12 protein-coding genes and 1 tRNA gene are annotated in these 19559 nt (G+C 51.5%); 12 read left to right on the top strand and 1 reads right to left on the bottom strand.

From position 1 onward, the window contains the following. The first annotated feature begins 55 nt into the window (after positions 1–55). The 7 genes from HPY90_RS02425 to murA all read left to right on the top strand — a co-directional run bounded on the left by HPY90_RS02425 (position 56) and on the right by murA (position 6795). A tRNA-Gly gene (locus HPY90_RS02425) sits at positions 56–130 on the top strand. Positions 131–188: 58 nt separating this feature from the next. Next, positions 189–329, top strand: a complete 141-nt coding sequence (scfA, locus tag HPY90_RS02420; RefSeq protein ID WP_287190720.1) for a six-cysteine ranthipeptide SCIFF — start codon at positions 189–191, stop codon at positions 327–329. A gap of 229 nt (positions 330–558) precedes the next feature. Beyond that, positions 559–1965, top strand: coding sequence for a thioether cross-link-forming SCIFF peptide maturase (gene scfB, locus HPY90_RS02415; RefSeq protein WP_287190718.1), 1407 nt, complete (start codon positions 559–561; stop codon positions 1963–1965). Positions 1966–2073: 108 nt separating this feature from the next. After that, complete coding sequence (locus HPY90_RS02410) at positions 2074–3408, top strand: M23 family metallopeptidase (RefSeq protein WP_287190715.1); 1335 nt, start codon at positions 2074–2076, stop codon at positions 3406–3408. A gap of 197 nt (positions 3409–3605) precedes the next feature. Beyond that, positions 3606–4523, top strand: a complete 918-nt coding sequence (trxB, locus tag HPY90_RS02405; protein WP_287190712.1) for a thioredoxin-disulfide reductase — start codon at positions 3606–3608, stop codon at positions 4521–4523. 146 nt (positions 4524–4669) lie between these two features. Then, positions 4670–5533, top strand: coding sequence for a peptidase MA family metallohydrolase (locus HPY90_RS02400; protein ID WP_287190710.1), 864 nt, complete (start codon positions 4670–4672; stop codon positions 5531–5533). Positions 5534–5547: 14 nt separating this feature from the next. Beyond that, positions 5548–6795 carry a UDP-N-acetylglucosamine 1-carboxyvinyltransferase gene (gene murA, locus HPY90_RS02395; protein ID WP_287190707.1) on the top strand — a complete coding sequence of 416 codons (1248 nt, stop codon included), beginning with the start codon at positions 5548–5550 and terminating at the stop codon, positions 6793–6795. A 10-nt stretch (positions 6796–6805) separates the two neighbouring features. Here murA and HPY90_RS16075 read toward each other — a convergent pair whose 3' ends face one another. Beyond that, on the bottom strand, positions 6806–6982 hold the full coding sequence (locus tag HPY90_RS16075) for an ATP-binding protein (protein ID WP_353733633.1): 177 nt from the start codon (positions 6980–6982) through the stop codon (positions 6806–6808). Positions 6983–7241: 259 nt separating this feature from the next. Here HPY90_RS16075 and HPY90_RS02390 point away from each other — a divergent pair, with 259 nt between their 5' ends. The 5 genes from HPY90_RS02390 (at position 7242) to HPY90_RS02370 (ending at position 19539) form a co-directional block, all read left to right on the top strand. Further along, entirely contained in the window at positions 7242–7721 is a 480-nt protein-coding gene (locus HPY90_RS02390) for a 23S rRNA (pseudouridine(1915)-N(3))-methyltransferase RlmH (RefSeq protein WP_287190705.1), read from the top strand. A gap of 72 nt (positions 7722–7793) precedes the next feature. Continuing rightward, positions 7794–9479, top strand: coding sequence for a glutamine--tRNA ligase/YqeY domain fusion protein (locus HPY90_RS02385; protein WP_287190703.1), 1686 nt, complete (start codon positions 7794–7796; stop codon positions 9477–9479). Positions 9480–9878: 399 nt separating this feature from the next. Beyond that, a complete protein-coding gene (locus HPY90_RS02380; protein ID WP_287190701.1) occupies positions 9879–15554 on the top strand; it encodes an IPT/TIG domain-containing protein in 5676 nt (1891 codons plus the stop codon). A gap of 12 nt (positions 15555–15566) precedes the next feature. Then, positions 15567–18044, top strand: coding sequence for an S-layer homology domain-containing protein (locus tag HPY90_RS02375; RefSeq protein WP_287190699.1), 2478 nt, complete (start codon positions 15567–15569; stop codon positions 18042–18044). Beyond that, positions 18013–19539: an S-layer homology domain-containing protein gene (locus tag HPY90_RS02370; protein WP_287190698.1), complete on the top strand. Its 1527-nt coding sequence runs from the start codon at positions 18013–18015 to the stop codon at positions 19537–19539. The genes HPY90_RS02375 and HPY90_RS02370 overlap by 32 nt, the downstream gene beginning before the upstream one ends. Positions 19540–19559 lie beyond the last annotated feature (20 nt).

The following is a 19559-nucleotide window of genomic DNA, read 5'->3' as shown; positions in this document are numbered from 1 at the left end:
GAACTAGTACATTGGGTTGACGATCGGGTTGGTTGTGAATAAAATAAAAGTGCGTGCGGGATTAGCTCAGTGGTAGAGCATCGGCTTCCCAAGCCGAGGGTCGCGGGTTCGAATCCCGTTTCCCGCTCCAGGTAATAACAGCCGCGTTGGCGGCTTTATTTTTATACCGATGGTTGGGAGAGTGAAGTATGAACAAGCACATACGGACCATAGTAAAACCTAGCTTAAGAAAAGACTTAAAGGAGACCAATTGCCGGGAGTGCCAGACTTCCTGCCAGTCAGCCTGTAAGACCTCCTGCACGGTAGGTAATCAGGTGTGCAAGAGATAGAGCGCGCAAGGGGAAGGTAGACTTATCTGGTATGTTTAACCTGAGTTGCCGGAGACAGGCACTGCAGTAGCGGACGGGAAAAGAGCTTTAGTTTCTAGGTTGGTACTTTGGATTAAGTGGTTTCGGAGGCGACAGTTAGTAACGTTTGTTTTCCTGCGGGTTCGAAGGCGGGCTTAAAGCCCGCCTTAATTGTGCGAGCTTCGGTTCGGATGATGTGGAGGTACTAATCATGCTTGCGCCGGAAGGTTACGATTATTCGAATAATATACATTTGTTCTCAATGAAAGGGCTGAAGTTTGCTCTCGATGTGAATAGTGGGGCGGTTAGTGTTTTGGATGACATCGGTTTCAGGTTTCTGAGCGAACTAGTGCTGGCTGACGGAAATCTGGAGCAGGCACGGAGAAGATGCCTGGAGCTAGCCTGTCCGCAAGAGATCAGAGAAGCAGAAGCGGAACTGCAGGAGGCGAGAGACAGGGGATACCTATTTACAGCCCAAGAAATCCCGTGTTTTGCTTTTGACGAGATGCCGGTAAAGGCATTGTGTCTGAACGTAGCCCACAAGTGCAACTTGCGGTGTAGGTATTGTTTTGCTGCTCAAGGTAGTTTCGGCGGGGAAGAGATGCTCATGACCAGCGAGGTAGGACAGCGGGCGGTTGATTTTCTTCTCGCGAACTGTGGCCAGGTCAAGAACCTTGAAATCGACTTCTTCGGAGGAGAACCTTTGCTGAACCTGGATGTAGTCCGGGACACGGTGCGCTACGGCAAAAAATGTGCTGACAAATTAGGAAAAACCATCAATTTTACCCTCACTACCAATGCGGTTTTATTAACGGAAGAGATCATGGATTTCTTGCTCGCCGAACACATCGCCCTCATATTGAGCCTTGACGGTCGACAGGAGGTGAACGATGCCTGCCGGGTAAGCTCCAGCGGGAAAGGCAGCTATGATCTAGTTCTACCCAGGATTCAAATGGCTGTCGCCAAAAATCCCCATAGCTACTATGTAAGAGGGACTTTTACCAAGAAAAATCTAGACTTCGGTCGGGACCTGGAGCACCTTGTTGAATGTGGATTTACGAACGTTTCTTTAGAACCGGCAGTAGGCGGGGCCGAGGGTTACGCCATCGGCGAGGCGGATCTGCCGAGGGTTCTCCAAGAATATGAACAGTTAGCGGGTATTCTCTGGGACTATTATCTGAGAGGGAAAGAAGTAAATTTTTTTCACTTTAACATCGATTTCGAGCGAGGGCCGTGCTTGGCCAAGCGGGTGACAGGATGCGGGGCGGGAGTTGAGTACCTGGCGGTTACCCCCAAAGGGGAGATATACCCTTGTCACCAGTTTGTCGGGAACCAGGATTACCTGATGGGCGATATATACAAAGGCCTAAGGAATACCGAGGTGCGCGGGCTTTTCGCCGAGAATCAGTTGTTTTTCAAGGAAGATTGCCGGACGTGTTGGGCCCGCCATTATTGCGGAGGAGGGTGTGCAGCGAACGCCTATTTTGAAAATGGGGACTTGAAGAAAACGTCACAGGTGAGCTGTGCCATGCAGCGTAAACGCATTGAATGTGCGATCTGGCTGGAAACCCAGAAACGGCTCCTGGCTGAGGAAACCAACCATAATATACCAAGATAAAAATGGATTGATAAAGAAGGAGATCTCGAACAACGTATAGAATACACTAGTACGTACCAGGATGAATCGAATAAATGACAACCGAAATCAAAGAGTGGGAGAGGGCCTATGAAACATCTTAACAGCAGAAGCCTGGTCTACCCACTGCTTGCGCTGCTTGGTCTGTGGTTACTAATCGGAGTCTGTCGAGCCGAAACCAACACAACTGCCTGTGCCGTGTACTCTGGAGACCGACTTTTAGGTATAGTCGAGGACAAGGACGCGGCGAAAAAAGTAATCGATGAGGTTTGCCGGGAAAAAGAAAAGGAGAGCGGCCAGCAGGTTGCTATCCGAGACCGTATAGAGTACAAATCTACTATTGTCGACAAACGCGAAGTATTGACCGTAGCTGAATTCAAACAAGCCGTTGCCCAAGAGCTTCGTTTCAGTGTCGAGGGAGCCTGCATCACAGTAAACGGAAAAACAGTGGCGGTTGTGAAAAATGAAGGAGTAGCAAAGCGAGTCCTGGATGATTTGCGACAGCAGTATTCCTCCTGTGAGCAGGGGGAGAAACTGGTTTCGGTGGCTTTCAGGGAATCAGTAAAGGTGATAGTAAAACCGGTTCCGATAGAAAAGATCGTGGACCAGAATCGGGCTATTGAAATCTTGAAGACAGGCACCGATACTCCGGTTATTTACCAGGTAAAAGAGGGAGATTCTCTTTGGCTGATTGCGAGGAAACACAACACGCATGTAGCGGACATCAAAGCTGCAAACGGCTTGCAAGGGGAAGATCTGCAGCCGGGACAGAAGCTGAAGCTGTATGCTAGCGAACCGTATGTACACGTGGTAGCTGTGGTAGAAGGAAGCAGGAACGAGAAGATTCCGTACCAGACTAAGGTCATAACTGACCGTTCATCGAGCAGCGTTCGAGTCAAGCAGGCAGGGGAAGAAGGAGAAAAGCAGGTTACATACCGGGCCGTTCGAGAAAACGGCAAGGAAATAAAAAAAGAAATTCTTGCGGAAAAAATATTAGCCCAAGCCGTTGACCGCATCATAGTGAAAGGGCAAAAAGTACAGTTGGCCTCGCGTGGCGGGTCAGGAATATTGTCTTGGCCCCTGTTCGGTGCGATTACTTCCTACTTCGGTGCCCGGGGAGGCAGCCACACTGGCGTGGATATTAACGGAAGAACAGGTGATCCTATAAGGGCGGCTGATGATGGTCAAGTGATTTTTGCGGGCAGAAGAGGAGGCTACGGGCTGACGGTTGAAATCAGCCACGGCAACGGAATTGTCACCCGGTATGCTCACTGTTCCAGTATCCTGGTCAGCGTAGGTGACCAGGTAGACAAAGGGCAGATAATCGCCCGGGTCGGTTCTACCGGGCACAGCACGGGATCCCACCTCCATTTCGAAGTTATTACCAACGGTACTCAACGTAACCCATTACAGTATTTGAGATAGTTTCTTCGAATAGCCCCTGGACGTATCAGGGGCTTTTCCGTTTGAGGAGGATGTTTGGAGATCTGACGGTAAAACTAATCACAAGGCTAGTAACACGTAAGGTTTAAACGTTGTTCAGTATCGTCGAAATCCGCGATTTTCGCGTGAATCTAACGGAAGATCTTTCTTTGGAGATTGTCGAAGGGGGTGCGTCGGAGATGGACCGATATGAAGTAGTGATAATCGGGGGTGGGCCAGCGGGGCTTACAGCCGGTATTTACGTGGCTCGATCCCGTTTGCGGGCATTGCTATTAGAAGCCGCGTTTCCGGGAGGGAATGCCGCTCTTACTGACCAGATTGACAACTATCCAGGATTCCCTTTCGGTATTTCTGGACCAGAACTAGCAGACCGGTTTCGCCAACAGGCAGAACGGTTTGGGTTGGAAATCAGGATAGCTGAAGCCAAGAGAATCGTCTTGGAAGGGGACTTGAAAAGGATAGACACGGACAAAGGGACTTTGGTGGCGGACATTGTTATCGTGGCCGCTGGCGTTCGCCGACGGGAACTGGGGGTACCAGGAGAAACCGAGCTGGTAGGGAAAGGAGTGTCGTATTGCGCCACTTGTGATGGGCCCTTCTTTGAGAACCGTAGGGTGGCGGTAGTGGGTGGAGGGGACTCGGCGGTAGAAGAGGCTCTCTACCTGAGCGGTCTGGCCGAAAGAGTGTATTTGGTCCACCGGCGAGATACGCTCAGAGCTAATCGCATGGCTCAGGAGAAGTTGCTGGCCAATAACAGGATAGAGTTAAAGCTCAACCGGGTAGTGGAGCGATTAGAAGGGGAAAAGATGTTAAAAGCACTGGTGTTGAAAGATACGGTGACTGGAGACTTGGAACGGCTTGAGGTAGACGGGGCTTTTGTGAGCATAGGCATGAAACCAGCTTTGGGGTTTTTGGGAAACTTGGTTGAGCTGAAAGAAGGGTACATCGTCACGGACGAGAACATGCACACCTCGGTTCCGGGGATACTGGCAGCCGGAGATATACGCTATAAAACGGACAGGCAGATTGCTACAGCGGTTGGGGACGGGGCTATAGCCGGGATGGAAGCAGTTCGCCTACTTGAAAACCGCCGCTAACAAGGTGGTTCGCGGTTACAGTCGAGGGTCTTGAACGCATATCTTATATAGTTTGCTCAAAGGTAACACAGACATGACATAAATTGGATATCCTCTCTTTCTCCCCTGAGTAGTATAATGGTAGCGACAAAGGAGGAGGAAGAGAGTTGTTGGGGAAGGGGATATGGTTTGCCCGTCTGGCAGTAGGTTTGCTACTTGCCTGTTCGGCGCTTTTTTTTGTACAACTGTGGAAATGGCCTGCTTTTTCAACTCATGGGGTATACAAGGTTTGGCGCTATCTAGAGGGGGTTAAGGCTAATGTCCAAACCCGAAACTTTAGTACCATGGAGACCGGCCATTTTGTGATAAAATTCATACAAAAGGATAAGTCGTATGTGCAGATGGTTGCAGATAACGCCGAAGAGGTATATGGCCCAGTTACCGATTTTTTTGGTTACTATCCTGGGGACAAGACGGTTGTAGTGGTTTATCCAGACGGGGAAAGCTTGGCGGCAAGCTTCGGTTGGGACAGGGATGAACAGGCAATGGGGGTGTACTGGGCAGGGACTATTCGGATACTTTCTCCGGGAGAATGGATCAGCACCCGAGATACAGAGGACGTCTTTAAACGGGAAGGACCGATGGCCCATGAGTTAACCCACCTGCTGGTAGATAACATCACCAAGGGTAACTACAATCGCTGGTTTACGGAAGGAGTAGCTCAGTACGTAGAACGAAGAGTCACGGGGTTTTCATTTGCCGAGCCTTCTCCTGATCGCCAGCTTCGGTACTATGAGTTTGAGCTTTTGGAGAACGACTTTGACAGTCTGGATCAGAGACTAGCTTATTGGCAATCCTTGGTGGCGGTTGAGTGCATAGTTGATAAGGCAGGAAAAGAGGGATTGCTGCAGGTAATGAAGGCCTTAGGAGATGGTTGCAGTTTCGAAGAAGCTATCAAAAAGGGAACAGGGATGGATTTTGATCAGTTTGCCCGAGAAGTGTACTTTCGCCTGGATCATAACTTAGGGTGAGGAGGTACTTTTAGTTGGATGAACCGTTGACTATCGAAGGAGGGCACCCGCTTCGAGGCAGGGTAAGGATCAGCGGAGCTAAAAACGCTAGCCTGGTAATAATGGCAGCCAGCGTCATGATAAAAGGAGAAACGGTTTTAGAAAACGTCCCTAGGATTCGGGATGTGGAGGTGCTGTGTGGGATCCTCGAGCATCTCGGCGCTAGGGTTGCGTGGCAAGAAGATAACAGCCTGTGCATCTCAGTTCCCGAGAACATCGACGTTGAAACTCCGTATGAATTGGCTAAGAAACTCAGGGCATCGAATTTGCTGCTGGGCTCTCTGCTTGGGAGGAAGGGACAGGCGCGCATTTGCCTTCCGGGGGGTTGTAACATAGGGTCAAGGCCCATGGATTTGCATTTGAAGGGGCTTTCGGCTCTAGGGGCAGAGGTGAAGCTAGAACACGGTTTTGTAGAAGCTTACACCGGTAATTTGTCAGGAACAAGGGTCTACCTTGATTTTCCGAGTGTTGGGGCCACAGAGAATATAATGATGCTGGCGGCTCTGACCCCTGGACAGACGTATGTCGAGAATGCAGCCAAGGAGCCAGAGATCGTCGACCTCGCCAATTTTCTTAATGCAGCAGGGGCTAAAGTTCGGGGAGCCGGAACGGACTTGATAAGAATAGAAGGTGTAAAGGAGCTGAGAGGGACCCGCTACACTGTTATTCCAGACCGTATTGAAGCCGGTACTTTTATGGCGGCAGCAGTGGCTACTGGTGGGGATGTACTGGTGGAAAATGTAATTCCCACTCATTTGTATTCGATCATGGCCAAACTGCAGGAAACCGGGGCAGTTATTCGACAGGTCAACGGTGGTGTCAGGGTAATCGGGCCTAAGGAGATAATGCCGGTTGATGTTAAGACTTTACCTTACCCCGGTTTTCCAACAGACATGCAATCCCAGATGATGTCCTTGTTGGCCACGGCTAAAGGCACCAGCGTAATCGTGGAGAACGTTTTTGAAAACCGTTTCCAGATGGTGGATGAGATCAAGCGAATGGGGGCCAAGGTCAAGGTAGAAGGACACACCGCAGTTATTGAGGGAGTGCCTGCGTTGTACGGAGCTAGAGTGAAGGCTACTGATCTCAGAGCGGGGGCAGCCTTAGCCATAGCAGGTCTAGCAGCTCAGGGATTAACCGAGATCGAGAACGCGTATTATATTTACCGGGGATATGAGAATTTTAAGGCTAAGCTACAGAATCTAGGCGCTCATGTGTGGTAGCAGACAGCGGCTAGCTTTGAAGCAGGGTCACCTTTACCACTGTACCTAAGCCTTCTTTGCTCTTGATCGAGATGGTGCCTCTACATGATCGCAGTATCTGCTGGCAAACTGTGAGTCCTAGGCCAGCCTTATGAGGGTAGGTGGAGAAGAAAGGGTCAAATATCCTTTCCATATTGGCCTGGCTAATTCCGCATCTTCGGGTGTGGGCAGCTAGTGACCAGCCAACAGTAAGGTGGAATCTCTTCTATACTCGCCCTGTATCTCCCTCCATTCACCAGGCCTCGGTCTACTTTACATTGTTTATAGATATATTTCCTCATCTTCATCAACTTTCCTCTGTGGAAAATTAATAAATTTTGTCGAAACAGAAAGCGTGGGTTGGTATTTGTGGTATTTGCATGAGAAGAGAACTTATGCCAAAATTCAGAGTAGGTGGTAAGTCTGACATGGAGATAAGGCTGATTTCGGTTGGTAAGATCAGAGATAAAGCTTATAAGGAAAAAATCGACGAGTATTTGAAGTGGATTCGACCTTATGCTAGAGTAACTTTTACAGAGGGACTGGAAGAGAGGCTGAGCCCTAAGGCCGGGTCAAGCGAACAGGAAGAGGCGAGGCGGCGTGAAGGGCAGCGGGTGCTTTCCCTTATCGACAAGAACGAGTTATTGGTCGCTTTGGATGCCGGCGGGGAGCGGGTAACTTCCGACCAGTTAGCGGCAATTCTCGAGCGACTGCTCGTGATGGGTAAGCGACGTTTGAATTTTGTTGTGGGAGGAGCGACCGGGCTGGACGGGTCGGTAAAGGCACGGGCTGATATGGTGCTGTCTTTATCGTCTTTGACTTTTCCGCACCAACTGGCGGTGCTGGTGTTATCCGAACAGCTGTACCGTGTGTTTACGATTATTCATTCTCATCCGTACCACAGGTAAAGGACAGAAGGATACAGGTGTACTAAAATAGTTGTCAAGGCACACAACTAACTTAACAAGGAGGAACAGGAAATGGCTGCAACTTATTCCGCTCCCCCAACCAATTTTATTCAAAACATTATTAACGAAGACCGGGAAAGGGGTAAGCACGGAGGTAGAGTACATACTCGTTTTCCTCCTGAGCCCAATGGATACTTGCACATCGGTCACGCTAAGTCGATTTGCCTGAATTTTGGGATCGCTTTATCTAACGGCGGACTTTGCAATCTCCGGTACGACGACACTAATCCCAGTAAGGAAGAAGTGGAATACGTCAATTCGATTGAGGAAGATGTACGTTGGCTGGGGTTTGACTGGGGAGACCGGAAGTTTTACGCTTCCGATTACTTTGATCAGATGTACGAGTATGCGGTCCAGTTGATAAAAGAAGGCAAGGCCTACGTATGTGACCTCAGCCCCGAGGAGATCCGCGAGTATAGAGGGACATTGACCGAACCCGGGAAAGAAAGCCCTTACCGTAACCGGTCGGTGGAGGAGAACCTGGATCTTTTTGAACGGATGAGAGCCGGGGAATTCCCAGACGGGTCACGGGTTCTTAGGGCCAAGATTGATATGGGTTCGCCTAATCTCAATTTGAGAGACCCGGTTCTATACCGAATCATGAGGGTACCTCACCACCGCACCGGGGACAAATGGTGTATTTACCCGATGTACGACTACGCTCACCCCATATCGGACGCGATCGAGGGAATAACGCATTCTATATGCACGTTGGAGTTCGAGGATCATCGGCCGCTTTATGACTGGGTGTTGGATGCGCTACATTTCGAGGTAGATGACAGACCACAACAGATTGAATTTGCCAGGCTCAACCTCACTTATACCGTAATGAGTAAGAGGAAGCTGAGACACCTGGTAGAAAAAGGTTACGTGAACGGGTGGGATGATCCACGGATGCCCACTATTTCCGGGTTGCGCCGCAGAGGCTACACGCCGGAAGCCATCCGCGATTTTTGCGAGCGCATCGGGGTAGCCAAGAGCAACAGTGTGGTGGATATAGCGTACCTTGAGCACTGTATAAGGGAAGACTTGAACCTTAGAGCTCCGAGGGTAATGGCAGTACTGCGCCCGCTCAAGGTGGTTATAACCAATTATCCGGATAACTTGGTAGAAGAGCTGGAGGCCGAGAACAATCCAGAGAACCCCGCTATGGGTTCGCGTAAAGTGCCGTTTTCTAAAGTAATATACATCGAAAGGGACGATTTTGCGGAAAACCCGCCCAAGGGCTTCTTCCGCCTATCGCCCGGGCGTGAAGTTCGATTAAAACACGCATACATCATCAAATGCGATCAGGTGATTAAGGACGAGAAGACAGGAGAGATTGTGGAAGTCCATTGTACTTATGACCCCGAAACCAGAAGCGGAGGATCGGCTGCCGGGCGCAAGGTGAAAGGGACTCTACATTGGGTCTCGGCAGAACATGCGGTCAAGGCCGAAGTGAGGGTGTACCATCACTTGTTTACTGTGGAGAACCCTGACGAGTTTGATGCCGTGGAAGAAGTCTTGAATCCAAGTTCACTCGAGGTCCTGACCGGCTGCCTCATCGAGCCTACCGTGTGCGGGGCCAAACCTGGGGACAGGTACCAGTTTTTGCGCCAAGGGTACTTTTGCGTTGACCCAGATTCACGAGGGGAGAAACTGGTGTTTAACCGTATCGTGCCCTTAAAAGATTCGTGGGCGAAGACCAAGAAAGAATAGAGCGTTTACTTGAATAAACTGGAGGATGAAAAGAGGGCAACAGGTGCCCTCCTTTTGCTTTGGGGCTGAACAGGAGAGAAGTGAACACGTGTCGTTCAACGAGAAAGTAAGAGCTAGCCTGCGGAAACGCAAAAAATTCGGCGTTGAAGAGATTCAAATCCGAGCCAAAACTTTTCGAAAAACAACACTAGTCTATCGCTGCTTTTAAAGAGATAGCAGACGATTGTAACGGTAATTTCAATCAACCCACAGGGGTCCGCATTTAAGAAGATAAGTATGTTCTCGAGATGCGTGCCGCTTTGATCTGTACAGCAGCCATTTCTATCTGGGGCTGTTTCTGTTAGTTAGGTGAACAGAAACAGTATTACAGGACCGGGAAGGGGAGCTAATGAAACTAAAATGAAACTAATGAGACGGGTAGGGGCTTTTTTTATACTGATCACGTTTTTTCTGTCATTGCTGTTCCCTAGTTCGCTCTTTGCAGCCAGCACTATAAGCGTGACTGATATTAAAAACGCCAACGGAACCAGTGACGTTACGGGCGGTTCCTTAGTAATAATCGACGGCTCGGGCTTCGGCGCTTTCGGCAATGATTGCCAGGTGACCTTCGAGTTCAATACCGTATCCATGAACGTTTACCGCATTCAGACCTGGTCAGATACCCAGATAACCGTGAGGGCTCCTTATTATACTCTTGGGACTAAGGAAACGGAGCAGGTACTCGCAGTTACCATCACAACCAACGACGGTCGCACCTATACCTATACCCAGAAGAAGCTCACCTATGTCCATGATCCCTTTATTACTAACGTTTACCCCTACAACCTTATCACAGTGAGCGGGTTTGACCAGAATGGAAGGCCAATCATACAGTCTACAGTCAAGAGGGTAGCGGTTGAAGGGGCTTATTTGAAGAAGGTATCGAAGATAAGGGTAAGTGCGGCTGTGAGCGGCAATTCCATTTTATACAGTAACCTTGACGAAGACAAAAAGGAACCAGGTTATGCGGGCGGTATCTCCTGGGACAGCGAGGGGGCCATATACGTTGCCTGGAATTCGCTTATGGAGAACAACGACCTGATTTTTACCGCGGAAAGCACGGCCGGAGGGCTTTCTAATGCTTACGAGGGCGCCCAGGGCGGAATGCGGCTCTCCAACATCGGTATCCCCGAGGCTACCAGCTTTAATCCGAGCCCGTCAGCTCTAATAAGGGGCATCGATATTGCGATTACCGGTTCGAATTTCGAAAGCACTCCTGCCAACAACGTTGTCATAATCGCAGGTGGCGAGGCGACTGTTAAGACAGTGGAGCAGGTGGGGATGGGCAAAAAGATAGTAGTCACTGTCCCCAGTTCCGCGGACAAAACCCAGCATGACCTGCGTTTTAAGATAAAGGACCCGGCTACAGGGAAGGTAAAATCTGGGGCCATATATGCAGGAGCGGTGAACATTCTCCCGACCCCAGGAGAGCTCGAGATACTCGGGGTAGTTCCGAATGTGGGTACTCCTGCGGGGGGTACCGAGATCATGGTTATCGGGCGGGGGTTCAATACCGACACCGAGGTGTTATTTTCATCGGCGAACCCCAAATGGGAAGGTTTAGGCACGAACCCCAGACTGCTTTCTAGCGAGGAGCTTCCAGCCGGATACCCTGAAGATGCGGTTGTTCTCAAGGTCTCAACCCCGCGCTCGCCTAACAACGGCTATTATACCGGACCTGTGGACGTGACCGTTCGAGACAAAAACCTACCGGACATCGTCAAAGACACCCTGACCAACGGCTTTTATTACAGTACCCAGGGCCAAGCTTTACGGCTTACTGCTATTATGCCGATCAGTGGCCCCGAGGAAGGCGGGCAGACCGTGACCCTGACTGGAAGGAGCTTTTTCCGCTTCCGTTCTAACGATCCCGATATCTCCCGCCGTTACGCGAATGACCAACTTATAACTGCAGGCTACAACTCTAATCCATATGTCATCTCCGGGTTCGAGCCAGGCTCCGATAATGTACTGTTAACAAAAGAAGAAATAGACAACTACCTTGGCTATAGCAACGTAACAATCTGCCGGAGGATTTCAGTCACCATTGGCGGCACCCCCGTAACCATAACCAAGATCACCGAATACGTGCAGGCTGACGGAGAGAGGGTACAGTATCTAGAAGGGACTACCGGTGCCCACTACCTTGATGCTTTAACTTTGGGTGAAACCGTCGACGTTGTGGTCACGGTCACCGAAGAAATGTTCACGGATGGGCAGCGGCTGGTTATCCCCGGGGATCCGGCAGTAGCTGAAAGGGCTGTCTTGTCAAAATCTTATACCTACCAGCGAGTTAAAAGCGTGCCAGAGATAACGAACATTACACCTACCAAAGGCTCGACTGCGGGTGGAACCCAGGTGGAGATTGAAGGTTTCGACCTTTACCAGGGGCTCAGCGTCTTTTTCGGGGAAACGAAGGGGACGGTAATAGACATTGTTCCCGGAGGTGTTGAGGACGGGAGGCCGAAGGCAAAGGTTTCCGTACTTGCACCTGCCCATGCTGAGAGAGAGAGGGTAGACGTGCGGGTTGTGAATTGGGATGGGGGCGAAGATGTTCTCGAGGAGGGCTTTGAATACATCAGCAGCCCCACGATTACTAAAGTCAGCCCGGCGGTGAGCTCTCCTGCCGGCGGGGTTTTTGTGACTGTTGAAGGCAAAGACTTTATGTACGGGTCGGCGGTGAAAATCGGAAATAATGTGGTAATAGGTCACGTTTACGAGGACGAGACAGAAAACCAGCGCTTCTACACCGACCTTATCGATAGCCTTTTTCCAGGTGAAAACGTTACCTTCTTTGATGAACTCGAAATCAGGGTAATGCGGGACGCGGTAGAGCTTGCCCCCTACGACCGTGCGAATGGCAACCGCATATACCTGGAGGTACCGCCGGGAGAGCCGAAAGAACAGGACTTTTGGGTCATCAACCCGGATGGCGGGATAGCTCTGTGGCAGAACAAGTTCCAATACCTTGAATCCAGCACCCAGCTGGCCCCCAGGATCAACACTATAACCCCGAATGAAGGGAACATCCAGGGGGGGGAAGTTGTAACTATAAACGGCAGCAACTTCAGAGATGGTGCTCTAGTAACCTTTGACGGGCAGTTGGCCAGTGCGATTACGGTAAGCCAGGCAGGGCAGACCATCACCTGTCACACCCCCCCGGGTACGCGGAGCGACGTTTGGGTGCCGGTGCAGGTGATAAACGTTTCCGCCAACGGTATAGGGGTTGCGACTGTTGCTCAAGGGTTCAGGTACCACGCGGTTTACACCAACCCGACTATAAGCAGGTTTGCGCCGACGCACGGCACGAAAGGGACAAAAGTTGTAGTTGAAGGGGCTGACTTTGTTGTCGGAGCCGAAACAAGGGTATTTCTTGGGGACCAGCTTTTGACAGCTGTTACATCGTGGAATAGCGACCAGCAGGTAATGGGGGCAGTGTATGTAAAGAGTCCTGAACTTATCGAGTTCATCGTTCCGGAACTGCCCTCTCCTGGCGAGTACGCCATCAAGGTGATTAATCCGGATACGGCCCAAGCCATCGCTGCTAAGCCGTTTGTGTATCAGCTTCCTACCAGTAACCCGACTATCGAGGATATAGATGGGGACCAAAAGGCGGTTAATCCCGAGCGGGGCTCAGTATACGGCGGTACTGACATAGTGGTAGAGGGGGCTGATTTTAGGGAAGGGCTCGAGCTTTATGTAGGAACCCAGTTAGCCAGCGAAGTAAAGCTCGAATTGGTACATTTCGACAGCGGGGCTGGGATTTGGAGCAAGTGTCGGGTCCGGGCCAAGACGCCTGCTCTTCCTGCAGGGCAGACCCCAGGACCGGCAGACATCATGATCGTCAACCCAGACGGAGGAACTGCTCGTGCGTTGGGGGCGTTTACCTATGTTACGCCTTCCAGCAGCCCGGTCATAACCGCAGTTCAGCCTAATAAAGGACCAGCGGCCGGAACTCAGGAAGTAATAATTCGCGGGCGTGATTTCAGGGTGAACAGAGATGAGAACAATGTAATTACGGATTGGCCCGTGGTAACCTTCGGAGGAATAGAGGCAACTGTGGTCAAGGACGATACTCTATCCAAGAGCCAGGGTACCCAACTGAAGGTAATAACCCCGCTATATTCAGGGGGCGGGGCGGTCGACGTAACCATTACCAATCCCGATACCGGGACCTATACGCTGAAGAAGGGCTTCACCTTCGAAGTGAGCAAACCCACCATCAGCAGTGTGAACCCGTCTAAGTTTCCAAAGAGCAGGCCTAGCCTGGCGACGATCACGGGTAGCGGTTTTGTGGTTCCATCTGAAGCGGAGGGGGTAAAGTGGGCCGGTAGCGATGTTCTTTTGAGCGATGCCACCGGGCAGATATTCACTTCGCTCGCCGATGTTACCCCTACCGGCAAGACGACTATCGACGGGGCGGAATACCCGAACATCGAAGTCCTGGATGCGTCCCGTATAAGGGTAGTAATTCCTCCTTTGAGCACAGGCCAGTTCATAGGAAAACGGGTACTGCGGGTCCGTAACCCGGACGGGGGACAGGCGGACTGCACGGTAGAGTATGTATCACCGGTAGTAGAGCCGACGATAAGCTCAATCGAGCCATCTCAGGGGAGCGCTAACGGTGGCACCAACGTGACTATAACCGGTACCAACTTCCGGGATCAGGTCGAGGTTTACTTTGGGACCGGCCAAGCTACCATTATCGAAAAGTCTGAAAACAGACTGGTGGTGCGTACTCCGGCTTACAGCATGCCTGCCAACCAGACCACGGCAGCGGTGGATGTATCGGTAATCAACACAGCCGACCAGGGGGCGGCGGTAAAACCGTCAGGGTTCACCTACGTATCTCCTGAGCTGCAGCCAACGATAACCAGCATTACCCCAGATCACGGAACAACCCTGGGCGGTACGACCGTAGTAATAAAGGGAGACAACTTCCGCACCGGATGCCGGGTATTCTTCGGAACGTTGGAAGCGGCTTCAGTAACCTATGACCGGTACGACCAGCTTACGGTAGTGACTCCCTCACATGCCAAGGGGTCCGTGGACGTGTCGGTGCGCAACCCAGCTCCCGACTACGGCGAGGCCCTGAAGGCAAACGGTTTTACTTTCGAGGAAACGGTAGCTCCTCCGCCGTCGGATTTCGACGGGGAATTGTGGAACCGGCGCGCTATCAAGCTTTTCTGGTCGGCGAGTTCGGTGCCGAGTAGTTACGAGATATATGTAAACACCCGTTCCAGCACCAACTCCAAACAGTTCCTGGTTTCTACTGACAAAACCGAGTTCGTGTTCGAGGACATCGAGCCCGGCAAGCGCTATTATTTCTGGATGAGGACCATCAACCAGTACGGCTGTTCCGATTTCATCGCTTGCAAATCGAATCCCATTTACGTTTCCGACGATGATGTCGAGAACCGCCCACAAACGGCCGAAATATTACAGAACACAACTAGGATCAGCCGGGAGAAAGATGACCTGGTTATAATCGTGGGGGACGAGATTTCGTCCTGGTCAAGCAGCTACTACGACGTCACCTTAGACTCTGAGCAGGCAGCCCTAAAACGGCTGCGGCTGATGATCCCCTTGGTCGGGGTTAGAACGAACCCTGATGTAACTCTAAGGATTAACGGGGACAGGATAAACCTGTCCGTACCTCTGAAAGTATTAAAGACATCGGAAATGCAGGATTTTTGGAGCCGAACGGGAGAAGGTTACGCCTTCATCTACATCTATCCCACAAGTACGGCGGTTTTGGAATCGGTTAAGGCCAATCGGTCAGGTTCCAGACCTCTTGATGGGTTCGCCGTCGAGATCGGATTCGAGGCCAAAACCAGGAAAGTTCAGGCCTCAACCCTGGCAGGCAGCCTGCGGGTGGTCTGGCAGGTGGAAGGCGGGGTCGGTCGCCCGACGCGGGCAGAGTATTACTCGTACCCGCGTCTCGAGTGGGTGAACTGCACGGATGGGGCAAGCAGCCTAACCGGCAGGATAGAAGTGCGGGTGCCGCAGCCGAACCTTTTCATCATTTTCGGGTAAGGGCTGAGAAAAGTGAAGCGACTTTTGATTAGTTGGATAACTCTGATATTGATGCTGTTCCTGGTATTTCCCTTGAAGGCAGAGGCAGCGGATGTCTACTACGGGAGGCTAGGGGCAGGAACAGATATTTCCCATCTGTCTTTTGCCGATGTGGCTTCTCATTGGGCTCGTAGCTCAATTTACCGCCTGGCTGCGCTAGGGGTATTGAGGAGTAGTGGGCCGGACTTTCGCCCTGAGGCATATGCGACCAAAGAAGAGGCCTTGGGAATGGTTGTGAGGCTGGCCGGAAAAGAAGGCGAAGCCCAGAAGCTGGCGGTTGGACCTGGGGAAATGGCCAGCTATCGAACTCCTTGGGGAGCCAACTACACCCGGCTTGCTCAAAACATGGGCATCGTAACCCCGGCCGAAAGGGCAAGCGCCAACTGGCAGGCCCCTGCCACCAGGGAAGAAGTAGCCTACTGGATAGCCCGGATGAGTGGGCTTGCTCCTGTATACGATTCCGAACAGCACCCGGTTTACTCTTTTCAGGATTGGGCAAGGTTCAGCTCCGAGCGTATCCCCTACTGCGCAACCGTGGTCAAATTAGGGATAATGAGCGGAAGGGATGCAGGGATGTTCTATCCGCAAGCGAGCATAAGGCGGGGAGAACTGGCTGCCGCCCTGGACAAGGCCAGCCGTATAATCCTGGCCGGACAGGGATACAAGGAGCTTTCCGGAACGGTGGTCAGGGTTTCGAGCGGCGGTCAGGCCGACAGTGCAGATACATATGTTCAGGTCGCCCAGAACGACGGGCTGAGCTTCTACGTGATTGCAGGAAGTGACAAAGAGGTATTCGTGTATGACCGAACATCTGGGAAAACAGGTCTTTCGGGTCTGTTGACGAGCGGGGATCAGGTAAGTGTTCTGGTGACACCGCAGAAACTGGTTGCTTATATAGAAAAAAGGCAGGTAGCCGAAGCATCCGTCAGTGGCTACCTGGATTATGTGGATAGCGTTAAAAGGATCGTACGGGCGACCGCGAGTGACGGGAAAAGCTATGAACTGGCAGTAAGTCCTTTATGTAAGATCAGCCTTAGCGGGTATCCGGCGAGGATGAACGACCTTGTTCCAGGCCAGCCCGTGGTTATGCTGGTTAGCGGTTCCCAGGTATCGGAGATAAGAGGTGACCTGCCGGATTCGCTGACAAGCGGTGAAGTGAACGGGACGCGGGTTGTTTATGGAACGCTCTTTACCAAAACGGCAGGCGAGATCAGCATCCGGGATGAGAACGGGAATCCTTATACCTATTCCTTGACAAGCGAGACCGACTACTATGTTGGCGGCGTAGTCAGCACCTACTATTCCCTCAAGACCGGGGACTATCTAAAGCTCACAGTTGATAGTCAGGGCAATGTGATCCGGGTAGATGTTCGCAAGGATGCGGGAGACCTGGCGGTTTACCGCGGTTATTTGGACGAAGTGAAAGCTGCTTTTAGTACCGTACGTTTCACGGATATCTACCGGTATGAAAACGGCGACCTGGTAAAGGAAACGTCAGCAGCCAAGACTTTGAAACTGGCTAGCGGCGCCGAACTCTTCGCCGGCAGCAACCGGCTGAGCGCAGCCCAGCTTGAAGCTTATCGCGGCAGGTATGCTTTTGTCGTTACTTCCATCGAAGGAGGAGAAGAACGTATCGTCCGGCTGGTAGTAAGAGGCGATTCCGAGCGTCGGATAAACGGGAAGGTCGAGGAGCTAGATGCTTACCGTGATTGCATGACCGTAAAGTATGAGCCGGCCTTGATCCAATACGACCAGTCAACCATAGCAGTTAAAGACAACCGCTTGGTGGATCCGGATATGGTACAGGCAGGGGATATGGTGACTGTACTGGCCGAACGGAAAGACAACTCTTCTGTATTAGCGAGGGTCATTGTGATCGAGGGAACGGAGGAAGCCCGCTATACAATCGGCAAAGGAGTTCTGGATGAGGTTCTTTCGCGGAGCTCGATTCAAATCGACTCACTCGACTGCTTGGAGAACAACGAATGGGATTACGTGGGAAGCAACCGCGAGTACTATTACGATGCCTTGACCTATATTGTCCTTGCCACGTCCTCTTCCGTGCGGGAGCTGAACGCCGAAGAGTTCTATAATCTCGACGAGGACCTCGAAGAAGACGATATTCTCTTTATAGCGGAAGGAGACCGGATATTAGCCTTACTTGTTACAGACGGGATAGAGTTTTCAAATGAGATTATCACAAAAGGCGCCGTGATTTCGCTCGACTCTGGTTCGATAACCGTCGGCAGCGTGACCAACTGGTCTGGTTTCACAGAGAAATGGGTGGCCCAGAGCGATAATCTTACGGTGAAAACGAAGTATGCTTTAGTCGTGAAAAAAGGGCAAGGCGGCTCGGCTTCCAAACTGGCTACGAAGGATGCGGTCTACTTGCTACGGGCGTCGGTAGGAGGGGAAAGGGATGTCTATGCTGAAGCCATTCTGGTGGAATAGTCTGGGAAAGCGTGTCTTTGCAACGGTGTTGGCGGTTTTTTTAGCTGGGACAATGGTACTCAGTACAGCAGGAGCGGGTCTGGCCTTCACCGGTTTTGATCCCGGGGTGTCGGATGGCCAGGAATACCAGGAAGTAGTTTTTGTAGCTGGCACTCCGCAGGTATTCAAGGGAACGGTCAAGGAGACCAGTCGAGATCGGGGCGACAGTCGGCAGGTCACCCTTACCTATAAGCTGGTTCAAGTCGGGGGAGACGGAAAACTGACCCGCAACGTAAAACTGACGTATAATGTACAACGTAGCGGTGCCCAGGAGGTCCAGGTCATGAGCCTGGACGGGTATACGGAAAGCCTCACGCTGGGGAAGACGACCTACAAATTGGATAAAGACAAGCTTTACTTTTCAGGGTCGCAGGCTATCGACCACCGGCCGGCGGTTGATTTTTGGGCCGGGAACTGGTATATGAAAAAGGTGTATGTAACCGGAAGGGGCAGCAAGAACCAAATCACGGTAGAGTCTGTGGGGAAAAGCGAAGGGTACTCAAATGCTTGGGGGAAAGGAGATACCCGCATTATAGATGTATCGGTCAAGGGAGAACCTTCTGATGGAGAAGGCTGGGAGGGTTCAGCCCGCATAACCATGAACGATACCCTCTCTCGTTCCCTCGCCTACGTAAGCCAGGGGGCAGAACTTTCGAGCTTTGACGGAGGCTTCGTTGACGAGACGCGCACCCAACAAGTGATGACGGTTGAGTACGACCTTCCGTCCACTGGGAGCGAGGGGATTGATGACGACCGGAGAAACGAAGGTACCCTGGAACTGTCTTCAGCCTCTCCGGCCCAGCAGAAGCGGCTGTTCATCAAGGAATTTAAGGACCTACGGGGCCACTGGGCCAAAGAAGCAGTGGAGTCACTTTGCGGTCTGGGGGCTATAGACGGGGAGAACGCCTATTTCTACCCAAACCTTCCCGCCCGTCGGGGAGATTTCATCAGAGCCTTGGTCACAGTGGCAGGGATGACCTCTGCCAGCGAAGAGAATACGGCCAAAAGCACTCGAAGAACGAAAAACCAGGCAACAACTCCGCTTTTCTACGATGTTGACTCCAGCAGCCCCTACTTCAAGTATGTGCAGATTGCGGGCGAGAAGGGGCTCGTAGACGGCAAAATATTCGGGCTGAACGATAATATAACCAGGGCCGAAGCGGCTGTGCTACTGGTAAAAGCCATGGGGCTAGAAAACCTGTCTCCAGGACCCGAGACCTCAACCGGGTTCTATGATGATGCCCTGATACCGCTCTGGGCCAAAGAATCGGTTTATGTGGCGCAGGAATACGGCATAATCGGCGGGGAAACCGCGGCAGGAGCCAACTTTTTCAGGCCCAACGATATCGTGACCAGGGCAGAGATGGCAGCCATGTTAGACCGGTTTAGGGAATTTCTGAACCGCGATTTTTCCAAGGATTACCGGGACAGGCTCTACGAATTCTCTCGCAGCTGAAACAACCGGACGAGACTGGG

It is taken from the genome of Syntrophothermus sp. (assembly GCF_013314835.1).
Taxonomy (GTDB): Bacteria; Bacillota; Syntrophomonadia; order Syntrophomonadales; family Syntrophothermaceae; genus Syntrophothermus; species Syntrophothermus lipocalidus.
This window is presented reverse-complemented; position numbering and strand designations above follow the sequence as displayed.